General features: G+C 41.5%; 15 protein-coding genes. 7 read left to right on the top strand and 8 right to left on the bottom strand.

Features of this window, described 5'->3' with window-relative positions:
- Positions 1-51: 51 nt before the first annotated feature.
- Positions 52-2,742, bottom strand: coding sequence for a DNA gyrase subunit A (gene gyrA / locus BUA59_RS11885; protein ID WP_072839923.1), 2,691 nt, complete (start codon positions 2,740-2,742; stop codon positions 52-54).
- A 336-nt stretch (positions 2,743-3,078) separates the two neighbouring features.
- Here gyrA and ubiG point away from each other — a divergent pair, with 336 nt between their 5' ends.
- From ubiG to BUA59_RS11870, 3 genes are all read left to right on the top strand, one after another.
- Complete coding sequence (gene ubiG, locus BUA59_RS11880) at positions 3,079-3,801, top strand: bifunctional 2-polyprenyl-6-hydroxyphenol methylase/3-demethylubiquinol 3-O-methyltransferase UbiG (protein WP_072839922.1); 723 nt, start codon at positions 3,079-3,081, stop codon at positions 3,799-3,801.
- 20 nt (positions 3,802-3,821) lie between these two features.
- Entirely contained in the window at positions 3,822-4,565 is a 744-nt protein-coding gene (locus BUA59_RS11875) for a YciK family oxidoreductase (RefSeq protein ID WP_072839921.1), read from the top strand.
- Positions 4,566-4,642: 77 nt separating this feature from the next.
- A complete protein-coding gene (locus BUA59_RS11870) occupies positions 4,643-7,660 on the top strand; it encodes an insulinase family protein (protein ID WP_245813142.1) in 3,018 nt (1,005 codons plus the stop codon).
- Positions 7,661-7,690: 30 nt separating this feature from the next.
- Here BUA59_RS11870 and BUA59_RS11865 read toward each other — a convergent pair whose 3' ends face one another.
- Both BUA59_RS11865 and fabV read right to left on the bottom strand, forming a co-directional pair.
- Positions 7,691-8,230: a hypothetical protein gene (locus tag BUA59_RS11865; protein WP_072839920.1), complete on the bottom strand. Its 540-nt coding sequence runs from the start codon at positions 8,228-8,230 to the stop codon at positions 7,691-7,693.
- Between the two features lie 103 nt (positions 8,231-8,333).
- The gene (gene fabV / locus BUA59_RS11860; protein WP_072839919.1) at positions 8,334-9,536 is read right to left on the bottom strand and encodes an enoyl-ACP reductase FabV; all 1,203 of its coding nucleotides are present in this window, start codon (positions 9,534-9,536) and stop codon (positions 8,334-8,336) included.
- 163 nt (positions 9,537-9,699) lie between these two features.
- Between fabV and BUA59_RS11855 the strand changes: the two genes are divergently transcribed.
- Complete coding sequence (locus tag BUA59_RS11855) at positions 9,700-10,932, top strand: glycosyltransferase (protein ID WP_072839918.1); 1,233 nt, start codon at positions 9,700-9,702, stop codon at positions 10,930-10,932.
- Positions 10,933-10,982: 50 nt separating this feature from the next.
- On the opposite strand, the gene BUA59_RS11850 is transcribed toward BUA59_RS11855, so the two are convergent.
- The 4 genes from BUA59_RS11850 to BUA59_RS11835 all read right to left on the bottom strand — a co-directional run bounded on the left by BUA59_RS11850 (position 10,983) and on the right by BUA59_RS11835 (position 14,361).
- Positions 10,983-11,174: a DUF1289 domain-containing protein gene (locus BUA59_RS11850; RefSeq protein WP_072839917.1), complete on the bottom strand. Its 192-nt coding sequence runs from the start codon at positions 11,172-11,174 to the stop codon at positions 10,983-10,985.
- A 108-nt stretch (positions 11,175-11,282) separates the two neighbouring features.
- The gene (locus BUA59_RS11845) at positions 11,283-11,999 is read right to left on the bottom strand and encodes a YebC/PmpR family DNA-binding transcriptional regulator (protein WP_072839916.1); all 717 of its coding nucleotides are present in this window, start codon (positions 11,997-11,999) and stop codon (positions 11,283-11,285) included.
- A 179-nt stretch (positions 12,000-12,178) separates the two neighbouring features.
- Positions 12,179-13,345, bottom strand: a complete 1,167-nt coding sequence (locus BUA59_RS11840) for an aminotransferase-like domain-containing protein (protein WP_072839915.1) — start codon at positions 13,343-13,345, stop codon at positions 12,179-12,181.
- Positions 13,346-13,455: 110 nt separating this feature from the next.
- Positions 13,456-14,361, bottom strand: a complete 906-nt coding sequence (locus BUA59_RS11835; RefSeq protein ID WP_072839914.1) for an acyltransferase — start codon at positions 14,359-14,361, stop codon at positions 13,456-13,458.
- A 241-nt stretch (positions 14,362-14,602) separates the two neighbouring features.
- On the opposite strand from BUA59_RS11835, the gene BUA59_RS11830 reads away from it, so the two are divergent.
- Positions 14,603-16,009: an ATP-binding protein gene (locus BUA59_RS11830; protein ID WP_072839913.1), complete on the top strand. Its 1,407-nt coding sequence runs from the start codon at positions 14,603-14,605 to the stop codon at positions 16,007-16,009.
- Between the two features lie 31 nt (positions 16,010-16,040).
- Complete coding sequence (locus BUA59_RS11825) at positions 16,041-16,721, top strand: response regulator (protein WP_012070560.1); 681 nt, start codon at positions 16,041-16,043, stop codon at positions 16,719-16,721.
- Positions 16,722-16,730: 9 nt separating this feature from the next.
- Here BUA59_RS11825 and BUA59_RS24135 read toward each other — a convergent pair whose 3' ends face one another.
- Positions 16,731-16,913: a hypothetical protein gene (locus BUA59_RS24135; RefSeq protein ID WP_245813141.1), complete on the bottom strand. Its 183-nt coding sequence runs from the start codon at positions 16,911-16,913 to the stop codon at positions 16,731-16,733.
- Between BUA59_RS24135 and BUA59_RS11820 the strand changes: the two genes are divergently transcribed.
- Positions 16,834-17,694 (top strand): AEC family transporter, encoded by an 861-nt coding sequence (locus tag BUA59_RS11820; RefSeq protein ID WP_332835592.1) that lies wholly within the window; start codon positions 16,834-16,836, stop codon positions 17,692-17,694. The two genes, BUA59_RS24135 and BUA59_RS11820, sit on opposite strands and share 80 nt — an antisense overlap.
- Positions 17,695-17,727: the final 33 nt, after the last annotated feature.

The following is a 17,727-nucleotide window of genomic DNA, read 5'->3' as shown; positions in this document are numbered from 1 at the left end:
CAGGACCTATCTACAACAAAAGCGACGCACCTAGGTGCGCCGCTTTATTTTCTATTCCATATCGCTATCAAGGATATCAGGAGATTCGTCACCATCACTTGGCGCCTGATCAACGACAACAGCATCACCTGCTTCATCGATCTCAACATCTTCTTCATCATGTTCAACAACACGTTCAATGCCAACCAAATGCTCATCATTGGTCAAACGAATCAAAGTAACACCTTGAGTGTTTCGGCCTTGACATGACACTTCTGTCACCCGAGTACGAACCAAAGTACCTTGATCGGTAATCAAAATAATCTCATCTGTTTCATCAACCTGAGCAGCACCAACAACAGGGCCGTTACGCTCAGAAACCTGAATACCGATAACACCTTGACCGCCACGACCATACACTGGGAAATCTTCTACCAAAGTACGCTTGCCATAACCATTTTCACAAGCCATCAATACAGCAGAACCATCCTGAGGAACGATAAGCGAAACAACCTTAGCATCTTCGCCTAAACGAATACCACGAACACCTGCTGCAGTACGACCCATTGCACGAACATCAGACTCTTTAAAGCGGATTGTTTTGCCTGAAGATGAAACCAACATAATATCATTTTCACCATTGGTAACAGATACACCAACCAGCTCATCAGTCTCATCTAAGCTAAGCGCAATCAAACCAGTCGAGCGAGGGCGAGCAAAATGCTGCATCGCTGTCTTCTTAACTGTTCCGTTTGCCGTCGCCATAAAGATATAGCTACTAGCTTCAACAATTGCGTCATCTGCAACTTCGTCATCCGCTTCCGAGTCTGCCTCAACTGCTTCAACAACCGGCAAAGGCAATAAAGCAGAGATAGACTCGCCTTCTCTTAACGGCAACAAGTTAACAATAGGACGACCTTTCGCACTACGACTAGCTACCGGAATCTCAAACACACGCAACCAGTAAACTTTACCAAAATTACTAAACAGCATTATGGTGTCATGACTACTAGTAACCAACAGATGCTCGATGTGATCCTCGTCTTTCATGCTCGCAGAAGATTTACCGCGACCACCACGACGCTGAGCTTGATACTCAACTAATGGCTGAGATTTCGCATAACCTGTATTCGAAATCGTCACTACCATTGGCGCTTCATCAATCAAATCCGCAATGGTCAAATCTTGACGAGAAGTTAAGATTTCAGTACGACGAGCGTCGCCGAAAGTATCTCGAACCTCTTCTAGCTCTTCACGAATAACTTCCATCAAACGATCTGGGTTAGATAGAATATTTAGCAATTCACCAATAAGCTCAATCAGAGACTTATATTCGCCCAGTAACTTATCGTGTTCCAAACCTGTCAAACGATGTAGACGCAAGTCCAAAATCGCTTGAGCTTGATCTGGTGACAAATGATATGCACCATCAACAAAACCGTAGCCAGCCTCAAGATCATCAGGACGACAAGCGTCAGCACCAGCACGCTCAAGCATGGCAACCACATTACCCGGCTCCCAAGACTCGCTAACAATTTTCTCTTTTGCTTCTGCAGATGTTGGCGATGTACGGATTAACTCAATTACGCGATCAATGTTCGCTAGAGAAACAGCCAAACCCTCAAGAATGTGACCACGCTCGCGCGCTTTACGAAGTTCGTAAATAGTACGACGTGTAACTACTTCTCGACGGTGTTTAACGAAGCATTCAAGAATTTGTTTGATATTAAGTAACTGAGGACGACCATCAACCAAGGCCACCATGTTAATACCAAACACTGACTGCAATTGAGTTTGCGTGAAGATGTTATTCACAACAACATCAGGATTTTCACCGCGACGCAACTCTATAACGATACGCATACCGTCTTTGTCAGATTCATCACGAAGCTCACTGATACCTTCCAGTTTTTTCTCTTTAACTAGCTCAGCGATTTTTTCAATCACTTTCGCTTTATTTAACTGATAAGGGATCTCAGTGAAAACGATGGATTGGCGGTTACCTTTTTCCATGTCTTCAAAATGATGACGGGCACGCATGTAAATACGACCGCGACCGGTTTTGTAAGCTTCAATAATACCAGCGCGACCATTAATAAACGCCCCAGTTGGGAAGTCAGGCCCTGGTATATGATCGATAAGCTCATCAATAGTAATGTCTGCGTTATCAATAACAGCTAAACAACCATCGATAATCTCACCAAGATTATGAGGTGGGATATTAGTCGCCATGCCTACCGCAATACCCGCAGAACCGTTTACTAACAGTCCAGGTACACGCGCAGGCAATACTTCCGGCATAAATTCCGTGCCATCGTAGTTAGGCACGAAGTCGACGGTTTCTTTCTCTAAATCCATCAAAAGATGATGAGAAATTTTCGCCATACGGATTTCGGTATAACGCATTGCCGCAGCACTGTCACCATCGACAGAACCGAAGTTACCCTGACCATCAACCAAGGTGTAACGCATTGAGAAAGGTTGCGCCATACGAACAATCGTATCGTATACAGCAGAATCACCATGTGGGTGATATTTACCGATTACATCACCAACGATACGCGCCGATTTTTTGTACGGTTTATTCCAATCATTTTTAAGTTCATTCATCGCAAATAGAACGCGACGGTGAACAGGCTTTAACCCGTCTCGCACATCAGGTAATGCTCGACCTACAATTACACTCATTGCGTAATCTAGGTAAGATCCCTTAAGTTCATTTTCGATACTGACGGGAATAATTTCTTTGGCTAATTCACCCATAGATACAATCGATCCTTATGCCTCGGAGTCAAAAAGACTCCCTAATATCTTTTTATAAGCGCCGCATTGTAACATAAGGAAATAAATAACACCCCTTCAAGGAGCATGTTTTGTTGCTCTATATTGTATTTATAGAAACCACCTACGGAACACTCTCTTTAACAAAGCAAGTTTGCTATTGGTCACCTCTGAGGTTGGCGCTATACTAAGATGACGTAATAAAAATAAGCTTCGCCTCTATTACCTAAAGAAGCATTTCAGAACACAGGCGATCGGTTCAGTACAACGAACATAGCTTTATCACTCTTAGCGACATTGAAAAATGGAAAACAAAACATGACAAACACACAACAGAATAACGTAGACCTAAATGAAGTTGCGAAGTTTGAAGCGCTTGCGAGCCGTTGGTGGGACACAGAAAACGAATTCAAACCATTACATGATATCAACCCGCTACGTACCAACTACATCAGCGATCGCGCCAACGGGTTACAAGGAAAGAAAGTCATCGACATCGGTTGCGGCGGCGGCATTCTGTCAGAAGCGATGGCAAAACTAGGCGCAGATGTGAAAGGCATTGATATGGGCGAAGCGCCTCTTGCCGTAGCAAAACTACACAAAGAAGAATCTAAACTCGACATTGATTATGAGAAAATCACTGCTGAAGAAATAGCACAACGAGAAGCAGGCCAGTACGACGTTGTTACTTGCCTTGAAATGTTAGAACACGTGCCAGACCCATCGTCTGTAATTAAAGCCTGCATGACGCTAGTGAAACCAGGTGGTCACGTATTCTTTTCTACTATCAACAGAAACCCCAAAGCGTATCTTTTTGCCATCGTTGGCGCGGAATACATTTTAAAGATGCTGCCAAAAGGAACGCACGATTACGCAAAGTTCATTCAGCCAGCCGAACTCAATAATTACGCAAGAAAAGCCGGATTAGAAGTCACTCACATGACAGGAATGACATACAACCCTCTCACCAAAGTGTACAAGCTGAATGACAAAGACGTGTCTGTCAATTACATGATGCACACCCAAAAAATAGAAGCCTAACCAAGGCACAAGGAGGAGATATGTTTGATTATCAAGCCCCAAGCCAATTACTTAAAGACAAGGTAATCCTTGTTACTGGAGCCGGTGATGGTATAGGCAAAGAAGCTGCCATCACCTACGCAAAACATGGCGCAACCGTCATACTTTTGGGCCGCACAACTAAAAAACTCGAAGCGGTTTACGATTACATCGAAAAACAACAATATCCACAAGCAGCCATTGTGCCATTAAATCTTGATGGTGCTGCCGAACACGACTATATCGAACTTGCTAACACCATAGAAAGCGAATTCGGCCATCTTGATGGCATTCTTCACAATGCCAGCCTACTAGGCGAGCGAACAACCCTAGCAACCTACGACCCAACGCTGTTTGAACAGGTTATGCGTGTCAACGTCACCAGCCAACTAATGCTAAATCAAGCCCTGCTGCCTCTTATGCAAAAAGCAGAGCACGCCTCCATAATATTTACCTCTTCAGGCGTTGGAAGAAAAGCCAAAGCCAACTGGGGAGCCTATGCGGTATCAAAGTTTGCTACTGAAGCTATGATGCAACTACTATCCAGCGAACTAGAAAGCCTATCACCTAACGTTCGATGTAACGCCATAAACCCTGGCGCAACAAGAACCAGCATGCGAGCAAACGCTTACCCAGACGAAGATCCAAAAACACTACCTACAGCAGAAGACATTATGCCGATTTATCTTTATCTAATGGGTAAAGACAGCCTAACAGTAAACGGCAAATCATTGGACGCCCAATAGAACAACCTAACTTTATAAGCAATGGGCATAGTGCACGCCCATTGCATCCCACCGCATGCTTCAGTTAATCTGAAGCCATGATTAATATCAGAAAAAAAGTCGCCACCTATTACTTGCCACTTGCTGCACTTGCATCTTTTTCGATACAAGCAGACACCTCGTACCTTATCGAAAACAACACAACACCCGAAATAAGCAATCACATGAACCAAGACAATACGTCATTTAAAGCAGCACAAGAAAGCAATCAAGCCAGCCCACAACAAACCAACAGTAGCGTAGTAGAAGTGACAAATGATCAAATTATTAACATACCTAACAAAAGCCTCACCGACAAAAATGACTACCACCTCATAACTCTAACTAACAACCTAAAAGTATTATTAGTAAGCGACCCGCAAGCCGAACGCTTTGCCGCATCACTATCAGTCAATGTCGGTAATTTTCAAGACCCAGACAACCAACAAGGATTGGCGCATTTTTTAGAGCACATGCTTTTTCTTGGTACTAAAAAATACCCAGAGGCGGGCAACTACCAATCCTATATAAATACTCATGGCGGCTCCCATAACGCTTACACAAGCACCGACACGACAAACTTTTACTTCGACATCAAACCCACCGCATACGAAGGTGCACTAGACAGATTCTCGCAATTTTTTACCGCACCACTATTCAGCGAATCCCTCACACAAAGAGAAAAAAACGCAGTCGATTCTGAATACAAAGCCAAACTAAAAGATGAAAGCAGACGAAACAATCAGGCATTAAAAACATTACTCAACCCTAAACACCCATACAGTCACTTCACAGTTGGTAGCTTAGATACACTCAAAGACAGGCCAAACAATCCACTAAGAAAGCAATTGCTCAAACTTTATGAAGAAAATTATTTTAGTGAGAATATGGCGCTAGTTATGGTAGCCAACCTACCCTATAACCAAATGGCCACACTTGCCCGCCAGTACTTTTCGAACATTCCGAGTAAAAAGCCTGAGGCAGAAAAACACTACCCAGCACTCATCCAAAAAGACAAACCACAATTACAGTTTGTGCGCTCACTAATCGACAACAGCACATTAAGTTTTTACTACCAAATAGACGCCCAAAATAAAAACTACAAGACCCAACCAACACGCTATTTATCTTATATTTTAGGCAATGAAAACAAAGGATCACTATATTCATCCCTTAAATCTGAGGGGTTAATAAACGGCATATCCGCAAGCACTAGCGCAGATTATGGTGACAACGCTTTATTCACTGTCAGAATCGCCCTGACCGATGAGGGAATAAGAAAAATAGACACAGTAGCCAAACATTTTTTTGCCACCGTTAGCACCTTAAAATCCTCCCCTATCAACTCAATGTACCTACAAGAGGGACTAAAACTTAGTCAGCTCATGTTTAACAATCAAAGCTATGTAGACCCTCAAAGCTTAGCCAGATCCTTATCAACAAGAATACTAAAAACACCACCTGAAGACATTTTGAGCTGCTATCGCCTAGAATCAGCTGCAGACAAAAAGCAAGTTCGCAACCTCCTAAAACAGCTCTCTCAAGAAAACCTTTTAGTACAAATCACATCAAATCACGAATTCCCAGAAAGCTGGACCGAAAAAAAGCCAACATGGCAAACAGAACCCTGGTACCAGAGCAAATACAGCAACAACAATTTCAGCCAACTATTTTTAGACATCATCAATTTATCAGTAAAAAGTACGCAAGTTAGCTTGCCCGAAAAGAACACCTTCATCCCTGAATCTTTAGATTTAATTGATAAAAAAGACACAACCCCCTCAATCATTTTCCAAAAAAAGGGCTTCACCTACTGGAATAAATCCGACTCAAGTTTTGGCAAACCCACCGCAATGAACTTTCTAGCAATACGTTTTGCCGATGCTGCAGATACACCAGAACACACCCTACTCAACAGACTATGGAGTCGTCTTTTTAATGATAGTGTGAGCGAATCAACCTATGCACCGTATGTTGCAGGGCTGGGTTATGCATTTTACCCTCATGCCAACGGCGTAACCTTACGAACCAGCGGCTATTCAGATAAACAAAACACCTATATCACTTGGCTAGTAGATCAACTTTTCTTATTTCGCCCAACACCAGAGCGATTCGAACAAGCTAAAACACAACTAGAAAAAGACTTAAGCAACCAAAAAAGCCGACAAGCTTACAGCAACGCTAGTAGCGCACTAAGCATATTGATTACTAAAAATAGTTTTACTACAAAACAACTAGAAGATGCGCTGGCACAGCTCACTTTAGAAGACCTTCGGGAATACACAAAAAAGGCACGCGAACATTTTGATATAGTTGGCTACAGCACAGGCAACTTAACTAAAGAACAGGCAGAAAAGCTTGCAGACTCGATTTATCAACGCTTTAGTGATCGACTCACCCCTAGAGAGCCACTAGAAATTGAAACCAAAAACCTCACCACTCAAAAGAAATACCACTACCAGTTCGAATCAACAAGCGACGACAAGGTGATTTTATATGCACTAATAGACACCAGCGCTCAGGCAACAAAAAAAGCCATTACAGAAAAAGCTTATTTTTCAATATTAAGAAAACTAATCAGCAGCCCTTTTTATCAAGAGCTAAGAACCAATCAACAGCTTGGCTATATTGTTGGAGCACAAGACCTCAGTATTAGGAACACACCAATACTAGGGTTATTAGTACAATCCCCCAATAACGACAGCCTAACGATCGTTCACTCTATAGAAGACTTCCTAAAGGAACAGAGCAATAGATTACCCAATATATCGGAAAAAGATTTTTTACAAGCTAAGAACGCACTACTAAGCGAACTGAAAATGACAGCAAAAAACCTAAGTGACAATGCACTAAATGAATGGCATCAAATTGCCAAACCAGACCCAGATTTTCTAACCAGAGAAGAATGGATAAACAACGCAGAAAAAATTCAGCGAGAGGACTTTATTGCTTTTATAAATCGCAAACTGCAATCAACAGATACGACAAAAATAATCATTCACAACAAAGCACTCCCAAAAGAACTCATCGAGCAACAAGACTGGAGAGAAACATCACCAAATTCCCCCAATCTTTAAAATAAAGCCACCTAGAGAACCCAAAAAGCCTCAACCACCAATCAGCTTCTCTAATTTTTCTTGATCAGTTGCAGGCGCCCCCTTAGCCCCGCTTGCTGCAGGAGCAACCCCTTTGCCAATTGGTGAAAAATCACCCACATCTGGCTGCACCTTGTTAACTGACGTATCTTCTGTTTTTGCTTGGTCACCAAAAATACCAATCTCCGGCATCATCCGAAGGCGCTTAGCCTGAATATCCTCAGGTATATTTCCAGTAAACAGAACCGTAAATGGTGCATCCTCTGTTCGCTTATTAACCTCATCGTAAATTGCTTGTTCCCGCTCGGCAATGGCATTTTCTTCCAAATACGACATACCTTTACCATCAGCCGTTATCACAATATTTGGCCCCAAAGTCGTTTTCGACTTTTCTGCAGGAATAATTGCTACCTCTTCTCGAGAGCTCACAACAATTTGATGCTGCGTATGAATCACCTGATTGCCGTAAATAATATCGACTGGCTGACGTTCAATGGTCTGGGCATCAACAAACCATGACACAACACAAAGCAACCCCAATGAATATTTCATAATCACCCCAAAGTTAGAACTCATTCACTATAAGAGATAAAAAGGCATAAAAAAAGGAGCTCAAGCGATACTTGAACTCCTTTTTTGTCTCTTTAAGTAAAGACTAAAGTGTAATTACTTCAAAGTCTGCTTCCGGATCAGCTTCAGCATCGTAATCAACACCTTCCACTCCAAAACCAAATAACTTCAAAAACTCGTCTTTATAAAGCTGGTAATCTGTCTGGGCAAACAAATTAGCATCATTCACTTGCGGCCAAAGTTCACGACAAGCTTGCTGAACATCTTCACGCAATTCCCAATCATCCAAACGAAGACGATTTTTATCATCCGTCAATTCTGCTGGGTTATGATTATTATACAAACGCTCAGAGAACATACGATAAATCTGATCCATACAACCTTCATGAAGGCCTTTTTCACGCATAACCTTGAAGACCATTGCCAAGTACAAAGGCATAACTGGGATTGCTGAAGAGGCTTGAGTCACAACAGACTTCAATACTGCAACATTAGCACCGCCACCGAGCTTAGCCAACTGAGCATCAATTGCTGAAGAGGCACGATCCAAATCCTCTTTAGCCCTGCCTAATGCACCATGCCAATAAATTGGCCAAGTAATGTCAGACCCAATATAAGAGTAAGCCACTGTGCGAACACCCTCAGCTAAAACACCAGCTTCTTGCAAAGCAGACATCCAAAGCTCCCAATCTTGACCACCCATTACTGTTGTCGTTGCCGCAATTTCTTCTTCTGTTGCTGGCTCGATTTCCGCTTCGATAATCACATCTTTATTCGTATCAATCGCAGTAGAACGGTATGGCTTACCAATAGGCTTAAGAACAGAGCGAATGACTTCGCCTGTTTCTGGCATTTTACGAACTGGGGAAGCCAGCGAGTAAACCACCATGTCAACTTGACCAAGGTCTTGCTTAATCAAATCAATAACGGTTGCACGCGCTTCATTTGAGAAGGCATCACCATTAATGCTTTTAGCATATAAACCTTCTTCTTTGGCAACTTTATCGAATGCCGCAGAGTTGTACCAACCCGCTGTACCAGTTTTCTTATCTGTACCTGGCTTTTCAAAGAAAACACCTATTGTTGCTGCGCCAGAACCGAACGCTGCAGCAATACGAGAAGACAAGCCATAACCACTTGACGCACCGATTACAAGTACTTTTTTAGGACCATTTTCGATAGCCCCTTTGCTTTTAGTAAAAGCAATTTGCTCTCTTACATTTTGCTCACAGCCCACTGGGTGTGTTGTTGTACAAATAAATCCGCGAATCTTTGGTTTTATGATCATAATATCTTCTCAACGTCATGTTTTGCTTACATCTTGCCAGACAATCCCTTCAAATGAGGCAGGCAAGACAAATCTGTTCGCCATGATACAATAGCCAGACGAATATGTCCTGATTCTGCTAAAAATTCAGAACCAAAAATCATTGAAACATTGAGAGAACACCGTGCATCTACTTGTCATCGGCTACGTCTGGCCAGAACCCAACTCATCTGCCGCTGGCAGCCGAATGATGCAATTACTTAATTGTTTTTATAAACAACAATGGCAACTGTCTTTTGCCAGTCCAGCTCAACAAACTGAGCACATGACGGATCTATCCCAACTAGGCATACAGGCTGAACACATCGAACTTAACGATGCATCTTTCGATACCTATATCGCAGACAAAAAAGCGGACATTGTGATATTTGATCGCTTCATGATGGAAGAACAATTCGGTTGGCGCGTTGAAAAATTCAGCCCAGACTCATTACGCGTTCTCAACACAGAAGACCTTCACTCATTAAGACAAGCCAGACACAATGCTCTTAAACAAAATAGAACCTTTGTGATTGAAGACCTTTATAGCGATCTGGGCATTCGTGAAATCGCCGCCATTCATCGCTGTGACTTAACCTTGATGATTTCCGAAGTAGAAACCAAACTGTTAATTGATGAATTTCACGTACCTGAAACCCATGTATTTCACCTTCCATTTATGCTACCCAAACCTAAAGACACTGATGCTCTAACCAGCTTTGAAGAGCGCCAACACTTCATTAGCATCGGCAATTTTCGTCACGCGCCAAATTGGGATGCCGTCCTGCAATTAAAAACAGAAATATGGCCAAAGATACGCAAACGGCTACCAAAAGCAGAAATGCATATTTATGGCGCTTACCCACCACCAAAAGCCACGCAATTACACAACGCAAAAGAAGGCTTTTTGGTAAAAGGCTGGGCCGAAGATGCTCAAGAAGTCATGCAGCAAGCTCGACTTTGCTTAGCACCATTACGTTTTGGCGCGGGTATTAAAGGCAAATTGGTGGAAGCCATGCAAATGGGAACGCCGAGCATAACCACTACGATTGGCGCAGAATCCATGCACGGAGAGCTTCCATGGAATGGCGTCATCAAAGACGACAATGACACCTTTGTTGATGCAGCAGTTTCTCTCTATGAAGACAAAGAAAGCTGGCTACTAATGCAACAAAATGGCAATAGAATCCTACAGGCTCGATATCAAGCAGAAGAATGGGAACCGAAATTAATCAATCGATTTAAACTGCAAATACAGCTAAGGGAAAGTTTGAGAAAGAAACATTTCTTGGGATTGATGCTGCGACACCACAGCCTTAAAAGCACACAATACATGTCGCAATGGATAGAGCTAAAGAATACAGGTGGAAAGAACTAAACAAGAAAAACAGAATAGATGGTAGAGTCAGTAAAGGTACCAAAAGATATCTAATTAACAAACTGACTCTTAACTTCCCTCTCACGAACCTTCTTCATAACCGCCTGCTGCGAAGCCTTATTCATGCTTCCCCACTGACTGATTTCCTTACCCGTTCGATAACAACCGACACAGATATCTTCATCATTAAGAAGACATACATTAACGCAAGGAGATTTTAACTGAGGTTTTGGTTTGGTCATTTTTAATCAACATATATTATAAAGAGACCTTTGCACCATGTCGCGAGCGATGCAAAAGTCCCATAAAGCAAAAAGCCTTAGCGAAAAACATCACCAAGGCCTTTAATTCTAATATTCAGCGTTATGATAAACGCGCTGAACATCATCCAAGTCATTCAATAGATCTAAGAAACGATCAAACTGATCCACCTCTTCGCCTTGAATTTCTGTGGTGTTTTGAGCAACGAATTGAATTTCATCAACCTCAAATTCAATCTCTCCAAATGCATCTGTTAGTGCAGTTTTAGCCTTACTGTAATCGGTATGAGGCGCAAAAACAGTTACTTTACCGTCCTCTAGCTCAATATCTGTTACATCAACATCAGCCATCATCAAGGCTTCCAATACAGCTTCTTCGTCAGTACCAGCAAAAACAAAAATAGCACTGTGGTCAAACATATGACTCACGCTACCTTGGCTACCGATTTTACATTTTACTTTGTTGAAGCAAGTACGCACGTCACCAAAAGTACGGTTTGGGTTATCAGACAAACAATCCACGATAACCATAGTATTGCCAGGACCAAAACCTTCGTAGCGAGCAGTATCAAAGTCTTCTCCACCGCCACCTTTCGCCTTATCAATCGCTTTGTCGATAACGTGAGTTGGCACCTGATCTTTTTTAGCTCGGTCGATCAGAGAACGTAGTGACAAATTACCATTAGGGTCAATACCACCGGATTTTGCGCAAACATAAATCTCACGGCCGTATTTACTGTAAACCTTGGCTTTTTGGTCAGACGTTTTTGCCATGGACTCTTTGCGGTTTTGAAAGGCTCTGCCCATTACATATTCCTATTCTATACAGTCTTAAAAATAAGATTCTAACGTGTCGCCTAAAAAGAAGGAACTGCTAGCCGAGCATAAATACAATAAAAAGCCAGCCTTACCACAACAAAAAGGTTTTGAAACAAGAAACTTAGCCAATATAGACATACAACCAGCAGTACCCAAGTGACAATTAACTAAACAAGCTGTCGAATGACTTTAGCAAGCACCGTGATTGCTTGATGGATTTGCGCCGGTGAAACACGCGCAAAACTCAACCTTAGAAACGAATCATCAAGTGAACTCTTACAGGGGAAAAATGGCGTTCCGGGAAGAACCAACACCTTATCCTTCAACGCTTCAGTCAGTACTAATTGTGATGAAACGCCTGCGGGCAATTTCACCCAAAAAAACATACCACCAGCTGGAAGCGAAAATTCAATGAGATCGCCAAGCTCTGCATTTAAAGCCTCAGCCATCACATCTCGCTTTTCCTTATAGGCTTTTTGAAGCTTAATAACGTGATCCGGATATTGTCCAGACTTAAAGAATTGAGTAATCATACTCTGACCAAGACGATTGGTATGAAGATCAACAGCTTGTTTTACTTTAACCAAGTACGGAGAAAAAGCATCACAGGAAACGATATAACCAGTACGCAAACCTGGCCACAAAACCTTAGAGAAACTCCCCATGTACAGCCAAGGCGCTTGTTTTATCAAAGTTGAAATTGGCGTAAGGTCGACATTGTCATAACAAAGATCACGATACGGATCGTCTTCAATGAGCAATATATTTTTCTCATCAAGCAGAGCAGCAATTTCGAGTCGACGCTCCAAGCTATAACAATGCCCTGCTGGATTCTGAAAATTAGGAATCAAATAAACGGCTTTTGGATGATGCTTTTCAATCGCATCGCGTAAAGCTGAAACAGACATACCCTCAGCATCCGACATGACATCTTGAACCTTTGCACCTTGCAATTTAAATACCTGACAAGCAGCGAGATAGGTCGGCTGCTCGGTTAAAATAGTCGAACTTTCGTCTAAAATTAAACGACTGACAATGTCCAAGCCTTGTTGCGAGCCATTGGTTACCAGCACATTATCAGTAGATGTCTGAATACCTCGCTCAGCCACAATCGACACAATACATTCTCGCAGGTCTTTCTCACCTTCACTTGGACCATATTGTCGACTGTCGGTTAGTTGCTTCAGTTCTGGGTAAGCAGGCATCAAATTTTCATCTGGCAAACCACCGGCTAAAGATAGAACGTCTGGCTGTTGACTATAATGCAGCAATTCACGAACCAAAGAGGCTTCCATGTTTCGTGAATGTGAAGTCAATAAATGAGAAATATCCATACCAAACGCCTCGATATATTAAGAGTAGATAAACAGAGTCAGACATTTTTAAAAAAAAGAAAAGATACAATTCTCGATTTATTGAAGGATACAGAAAGAGAATGTGTTATTTATTGCTCAATATTTTTCGTCTCAGCGTGCAGTAAGCATGCGAACTGCTGATCTTTTTCTTGCCAAAGATTATTCACCCACTGCTGAAAATACGCTCTATATTCAGCGTCACCTTGATAGTTCCCAAGTAAAGAATCATCAATAGGCATTACTCTAATATGCACTTTAATATTGGGCACTTTTCCACAAAGATAATCAAAAAAGCTCGGAATACCTTCAGGATAAACAATGGTTACGTCAATTAATTGATGTAACTTTCCATCCATCGCATTTAAAGCAAAAGACAAGCCACCCGCTTTTGGCATAAGAAGGTGCTTATACTGACTAGATTGTTGATCATGTTTTTCAATTGTGAAACGAGTTCCTTCTAGAAAGTTCATAATCGACACGGGGAAATACTGAAATTTATCACAAGCTTTTTTCGTCACCTCAATGTCTTTTCCTTTAAGTTCTGGTTTCTTTTTGAGCAGAGCAGAACTGTAACGTTTCATGAAAGGAAACTCTAATGCCCACCAAGCAAGACCGATAAAAGGCACCCAAATAAGCTCACGTTTTAAAAAGAACTTAATGAATGGAATACGCCTATTAAACAGGCGCTGCAGAATAAGTATATCCACCCAAGATTGATGATTAGCCGTTATCATATACCAGTCATTCAACACAAAATCACGTGCACCCGATACATCAATAACAGAACGGCCTAAGTAGCGCTGATTGATATTATTTATCCCGATCCAGAACGTTGCTATGTTATCCAATACAACATTTAAAACCGCCCGTATCGACGCAAAGGGTAAAATACACTTAAACAAAGCCAAAACCATGACGGGAACGAAACAAATCAAGGTATTCATTATGATCAAAAAAAATGAAACCAGACCTTTTAGCACAAACAAAACAGGCATAAGCCAACCTAAAAATACAAAAATTGACGCATAATACTAAAGGAAACCCTTGATTGGAAATCCTCATTATTTACACTCCAACCAAGTAGCCAGCTTTCCACATAAAACTGTATAGTAAACAGACGATTAGAATGACTAGAGAACCAGCTCGATACCGAAGACATTGTGATAACGTATCGATGATTATCAACCCCCTGTAAATAACACATAAACAGGACACAATAGGACCTCAAACTCCACTATGGCAATGACCAAAGGGTTAAAAATTCGACATAAACTTTTTGCAGTTTTTGTTTTAAGTAATATTTTACTCATTGTTTCTATGTGGCAAGTATTTCAATGGAGTTTTGACAGAGGATTTGTATCCTACGCAACGGAACGTGATCGCGACTTTTTAGAACAAATGGCAAACAGAACAGCCAACCTGTACATTTATTACGACGATTGGTATTTCTTGGTCCAAGAAAGCCGAATGGAAAGCGAATGGCATAAAGCAAAACTAGAAAACTTACGAGATTTGGTTCCGCCTCCTAGCACACCTAACTTAGATTTGATCTATCCTTCCCAGTATTATCGCCAACGCTTTCTATTATTTGATAGTCAACAAAAACCGATCATCGGCAAAACTCGCTTTGCCGATGCAGAAACCCATGCGGTTAGCGTGAATAAAAAAATAGTAGGGTATGTTGGCCTTCGTTCAATCAGAGAGCTTGTTCAGGATCAAACATTACGCTTTGTTCGCCAGCAAGGTGAAGCGTTCCTACTTATCTCTGCCTTCATGCTCGCGATAGCAGCGCTTTTAACCTGGCCTTTGGCTCAGTGGTTAAGTCGCCCTATCATTTCGATGCAGAAAGCCACAAAAAAACTGGCTGCTGGAAAGTTTGATACTCGCATATCAGTAAAAGGCGCAGATGAGTTAGCCAGCCTTAGTTGTGATTTTAATAACTTAGCTTGCACCTTAGAACACACGAGAGAGGCACGTAAACGCTGGGTTGCTGACACCGCTCACGAGCTAAGAACTCCTGTGGCAATTCTTAGAGGAGAAATTGAAGCAATGCAGGATGGGATTATTAAAGTATCTCCTGAGAGCCTCTCTTCCTTACATCAAGAGACGTTGCATATTGCACGCCTAATTGATGACTTAAACCAATTATCAATGCATGATATGGGTAACTTAAGCTATGAAATGGAAGATATTTCAATAAATGACATTATTGAACAAACCGTTCAATCTATGACACTTCCTTTTAATGAGGCTGGATTAGAATTAGGGTTTGAATATTCTCAAAAAAACCCTATTGTTATGAATGGTGACTCTGATCGATTACATCAGCTCTTTTCTAATCTAATGAATAATTCATTAAAATACACAAATGCACCTGGAAAGCTAACCGTAAAACTTTCAAAAAAGAACAAGAAAGCCATTGTTCTTTTTGAAGATACTGCACCAGGTGTTAGCGACGAAGATAAAAACAGAATTTTTGAACAGTTTTTCCGTGTCGAAAATTCAAGAAACCGAGCAACTGGCGGAAGAGGCTTAGGTCTCGCTATTTGCGCAAGTATTGTAGATGGACATCAAGGCACAATCAGTGCTTATCATTCCCCTGATGGTGGCTTAGGAATAAAAGTAGAATTCCCTTTAAACTAGTCTCGTTAAACGAATAGGAACGAATAATATTATGAGCAAAGTACTGATTATTGAAGACGAACCAAAACTAGCAGAACTAATGTCAGCTTATTTAGAGCAGGCGGGTTATGAGCATCATCACCTTGACCGCGGTGACATCGCTGTTAATTACATCAAAAACAACCAAGTTGATATTGTTCTACTAGATCTAATGCTACCAGGCTTAGATGGTGTAGAAATTTGTAAACAAGTTCGTCAATTCAGTGGCGTGCCTATCATCATGGTGACGGCAAAAGCAGAAGAAATCGATCGTCTGATCGGGTTAGAAATGGGTGCAGATGACTACGTATGTAAACCATTTAGCCCACGTGAAATTGTCGCTCGTGTAAAAGCAAACTTACGTCGCGTAGAATTAGACCAAGCAGAATCACCAAGAACTGATGGCTTCGATCTAGATGTAGATCGTCTTCGCGCAACCTATAAAGGTGATTTAATCGACTTAACAACAGTTGAATTTCAATTGCTTCAATTGCTAATCAAAGAACCTGGTCGCGTTTTCGGCCGTGATCTTATAATGAAAAGCATTTATGCCGACAGCCGCGTAGTGAGTGATCGCACTATTGATAGCCATATCAAAAAGCTTCGTAAGAAAATTTCTGCTGTGGCACCTGAATTAAATGTTATTCATTCTGTTTACGGCGCAGGCTACCGCTTCGAAAACAACGATCAGTAAAACCCTTATCTAAGGAATGGCGTTGAACAACTTTTTAGATGTACTGGTATTTTCTTTCTCTATAACAATGCCAATATTTATGATATTGGCATTGGGAGTTATCTTATACCGAATACGAATCATCAATGACAACTTCATTGATGTCGCATCTAAACTGGTGTTTAACGTTACACTCCCTGCTTTACTTTTCATTAGTATTTCCAAGAGTGACATATCTTCAAACACTGACTTATCATTGGTGATATATGCAATGATAGCGGTAACTGTTACCTATATTGCATTAGAACTACTCTTGTCTATTTGGGAGCCAGATAAAGCAGAAAGAGCGGTTTTAGTTCAAGGTGCTTTTCGATCAAATATGGGCATTATTGGATTAGCCTATTGCGTTAATGCCTACGGTAATAATGTTTTTTCAGTGGCGTCAGTCTATCTAGGCGGAGTTACTATATTATTTAATATACTATCCGTCATTGGCCTAAGCCGAGCCCTAGGAAAAAATGCCAGTTTAATAGGCATTCTAAAAGGCATAGCGAAAAACCCACTAATCATCGCCATTTTGGCAGCCTTTATTACTTCACTAACAGGTTTATCACTTCCTTCAACGCTTTATAAAGCAGGCGATTATTTTGCACAAATGACACTACCTTTAGCACTATTGTGCGCTGGAGCATCACTCAACTTTAAGTCTTTAAAAAGCGGGATGCTAGGCGCTATATTGGCATCTGTAGGTAAGCTTATTTTTATCCCTTTCATACTGACTTTTGGTGGATATTTACTAGGCTATCGCGGCATGGAGCTCGGCGTACTATTTCTCATGTCATCCGCCCCAACAGCGTCCGCGAGCTATATCATGGTACGCGCCATGAATGGAAACTCTACGCTTGCGGCAAACATCATCGTTATAACAACCATCGCATCCTTGATTAGTACCAGTATTGGCGTTACTTTGTTACGCAGCTTTAATCTAATCTAATCCGATTAATTAAACATTTAAAACTGGCTAAAC

The sequence above is a fragment of the Marinomonas polaris DSM 16579 genome, assembly GCF_900129155.1.
In the GTDB taxonomy this organism is placed as follows: Bacteria; Pseudomonadota; Gammaproteobacteria; order Pseudomonadales; family Marinomonadaceae; genus Marinomonas; species Marinomonas polaris.
Note: the sequence above shows the minus strand (reverse complement) of the source record. Positions and strands in the feature narration are given on the sequence as shown.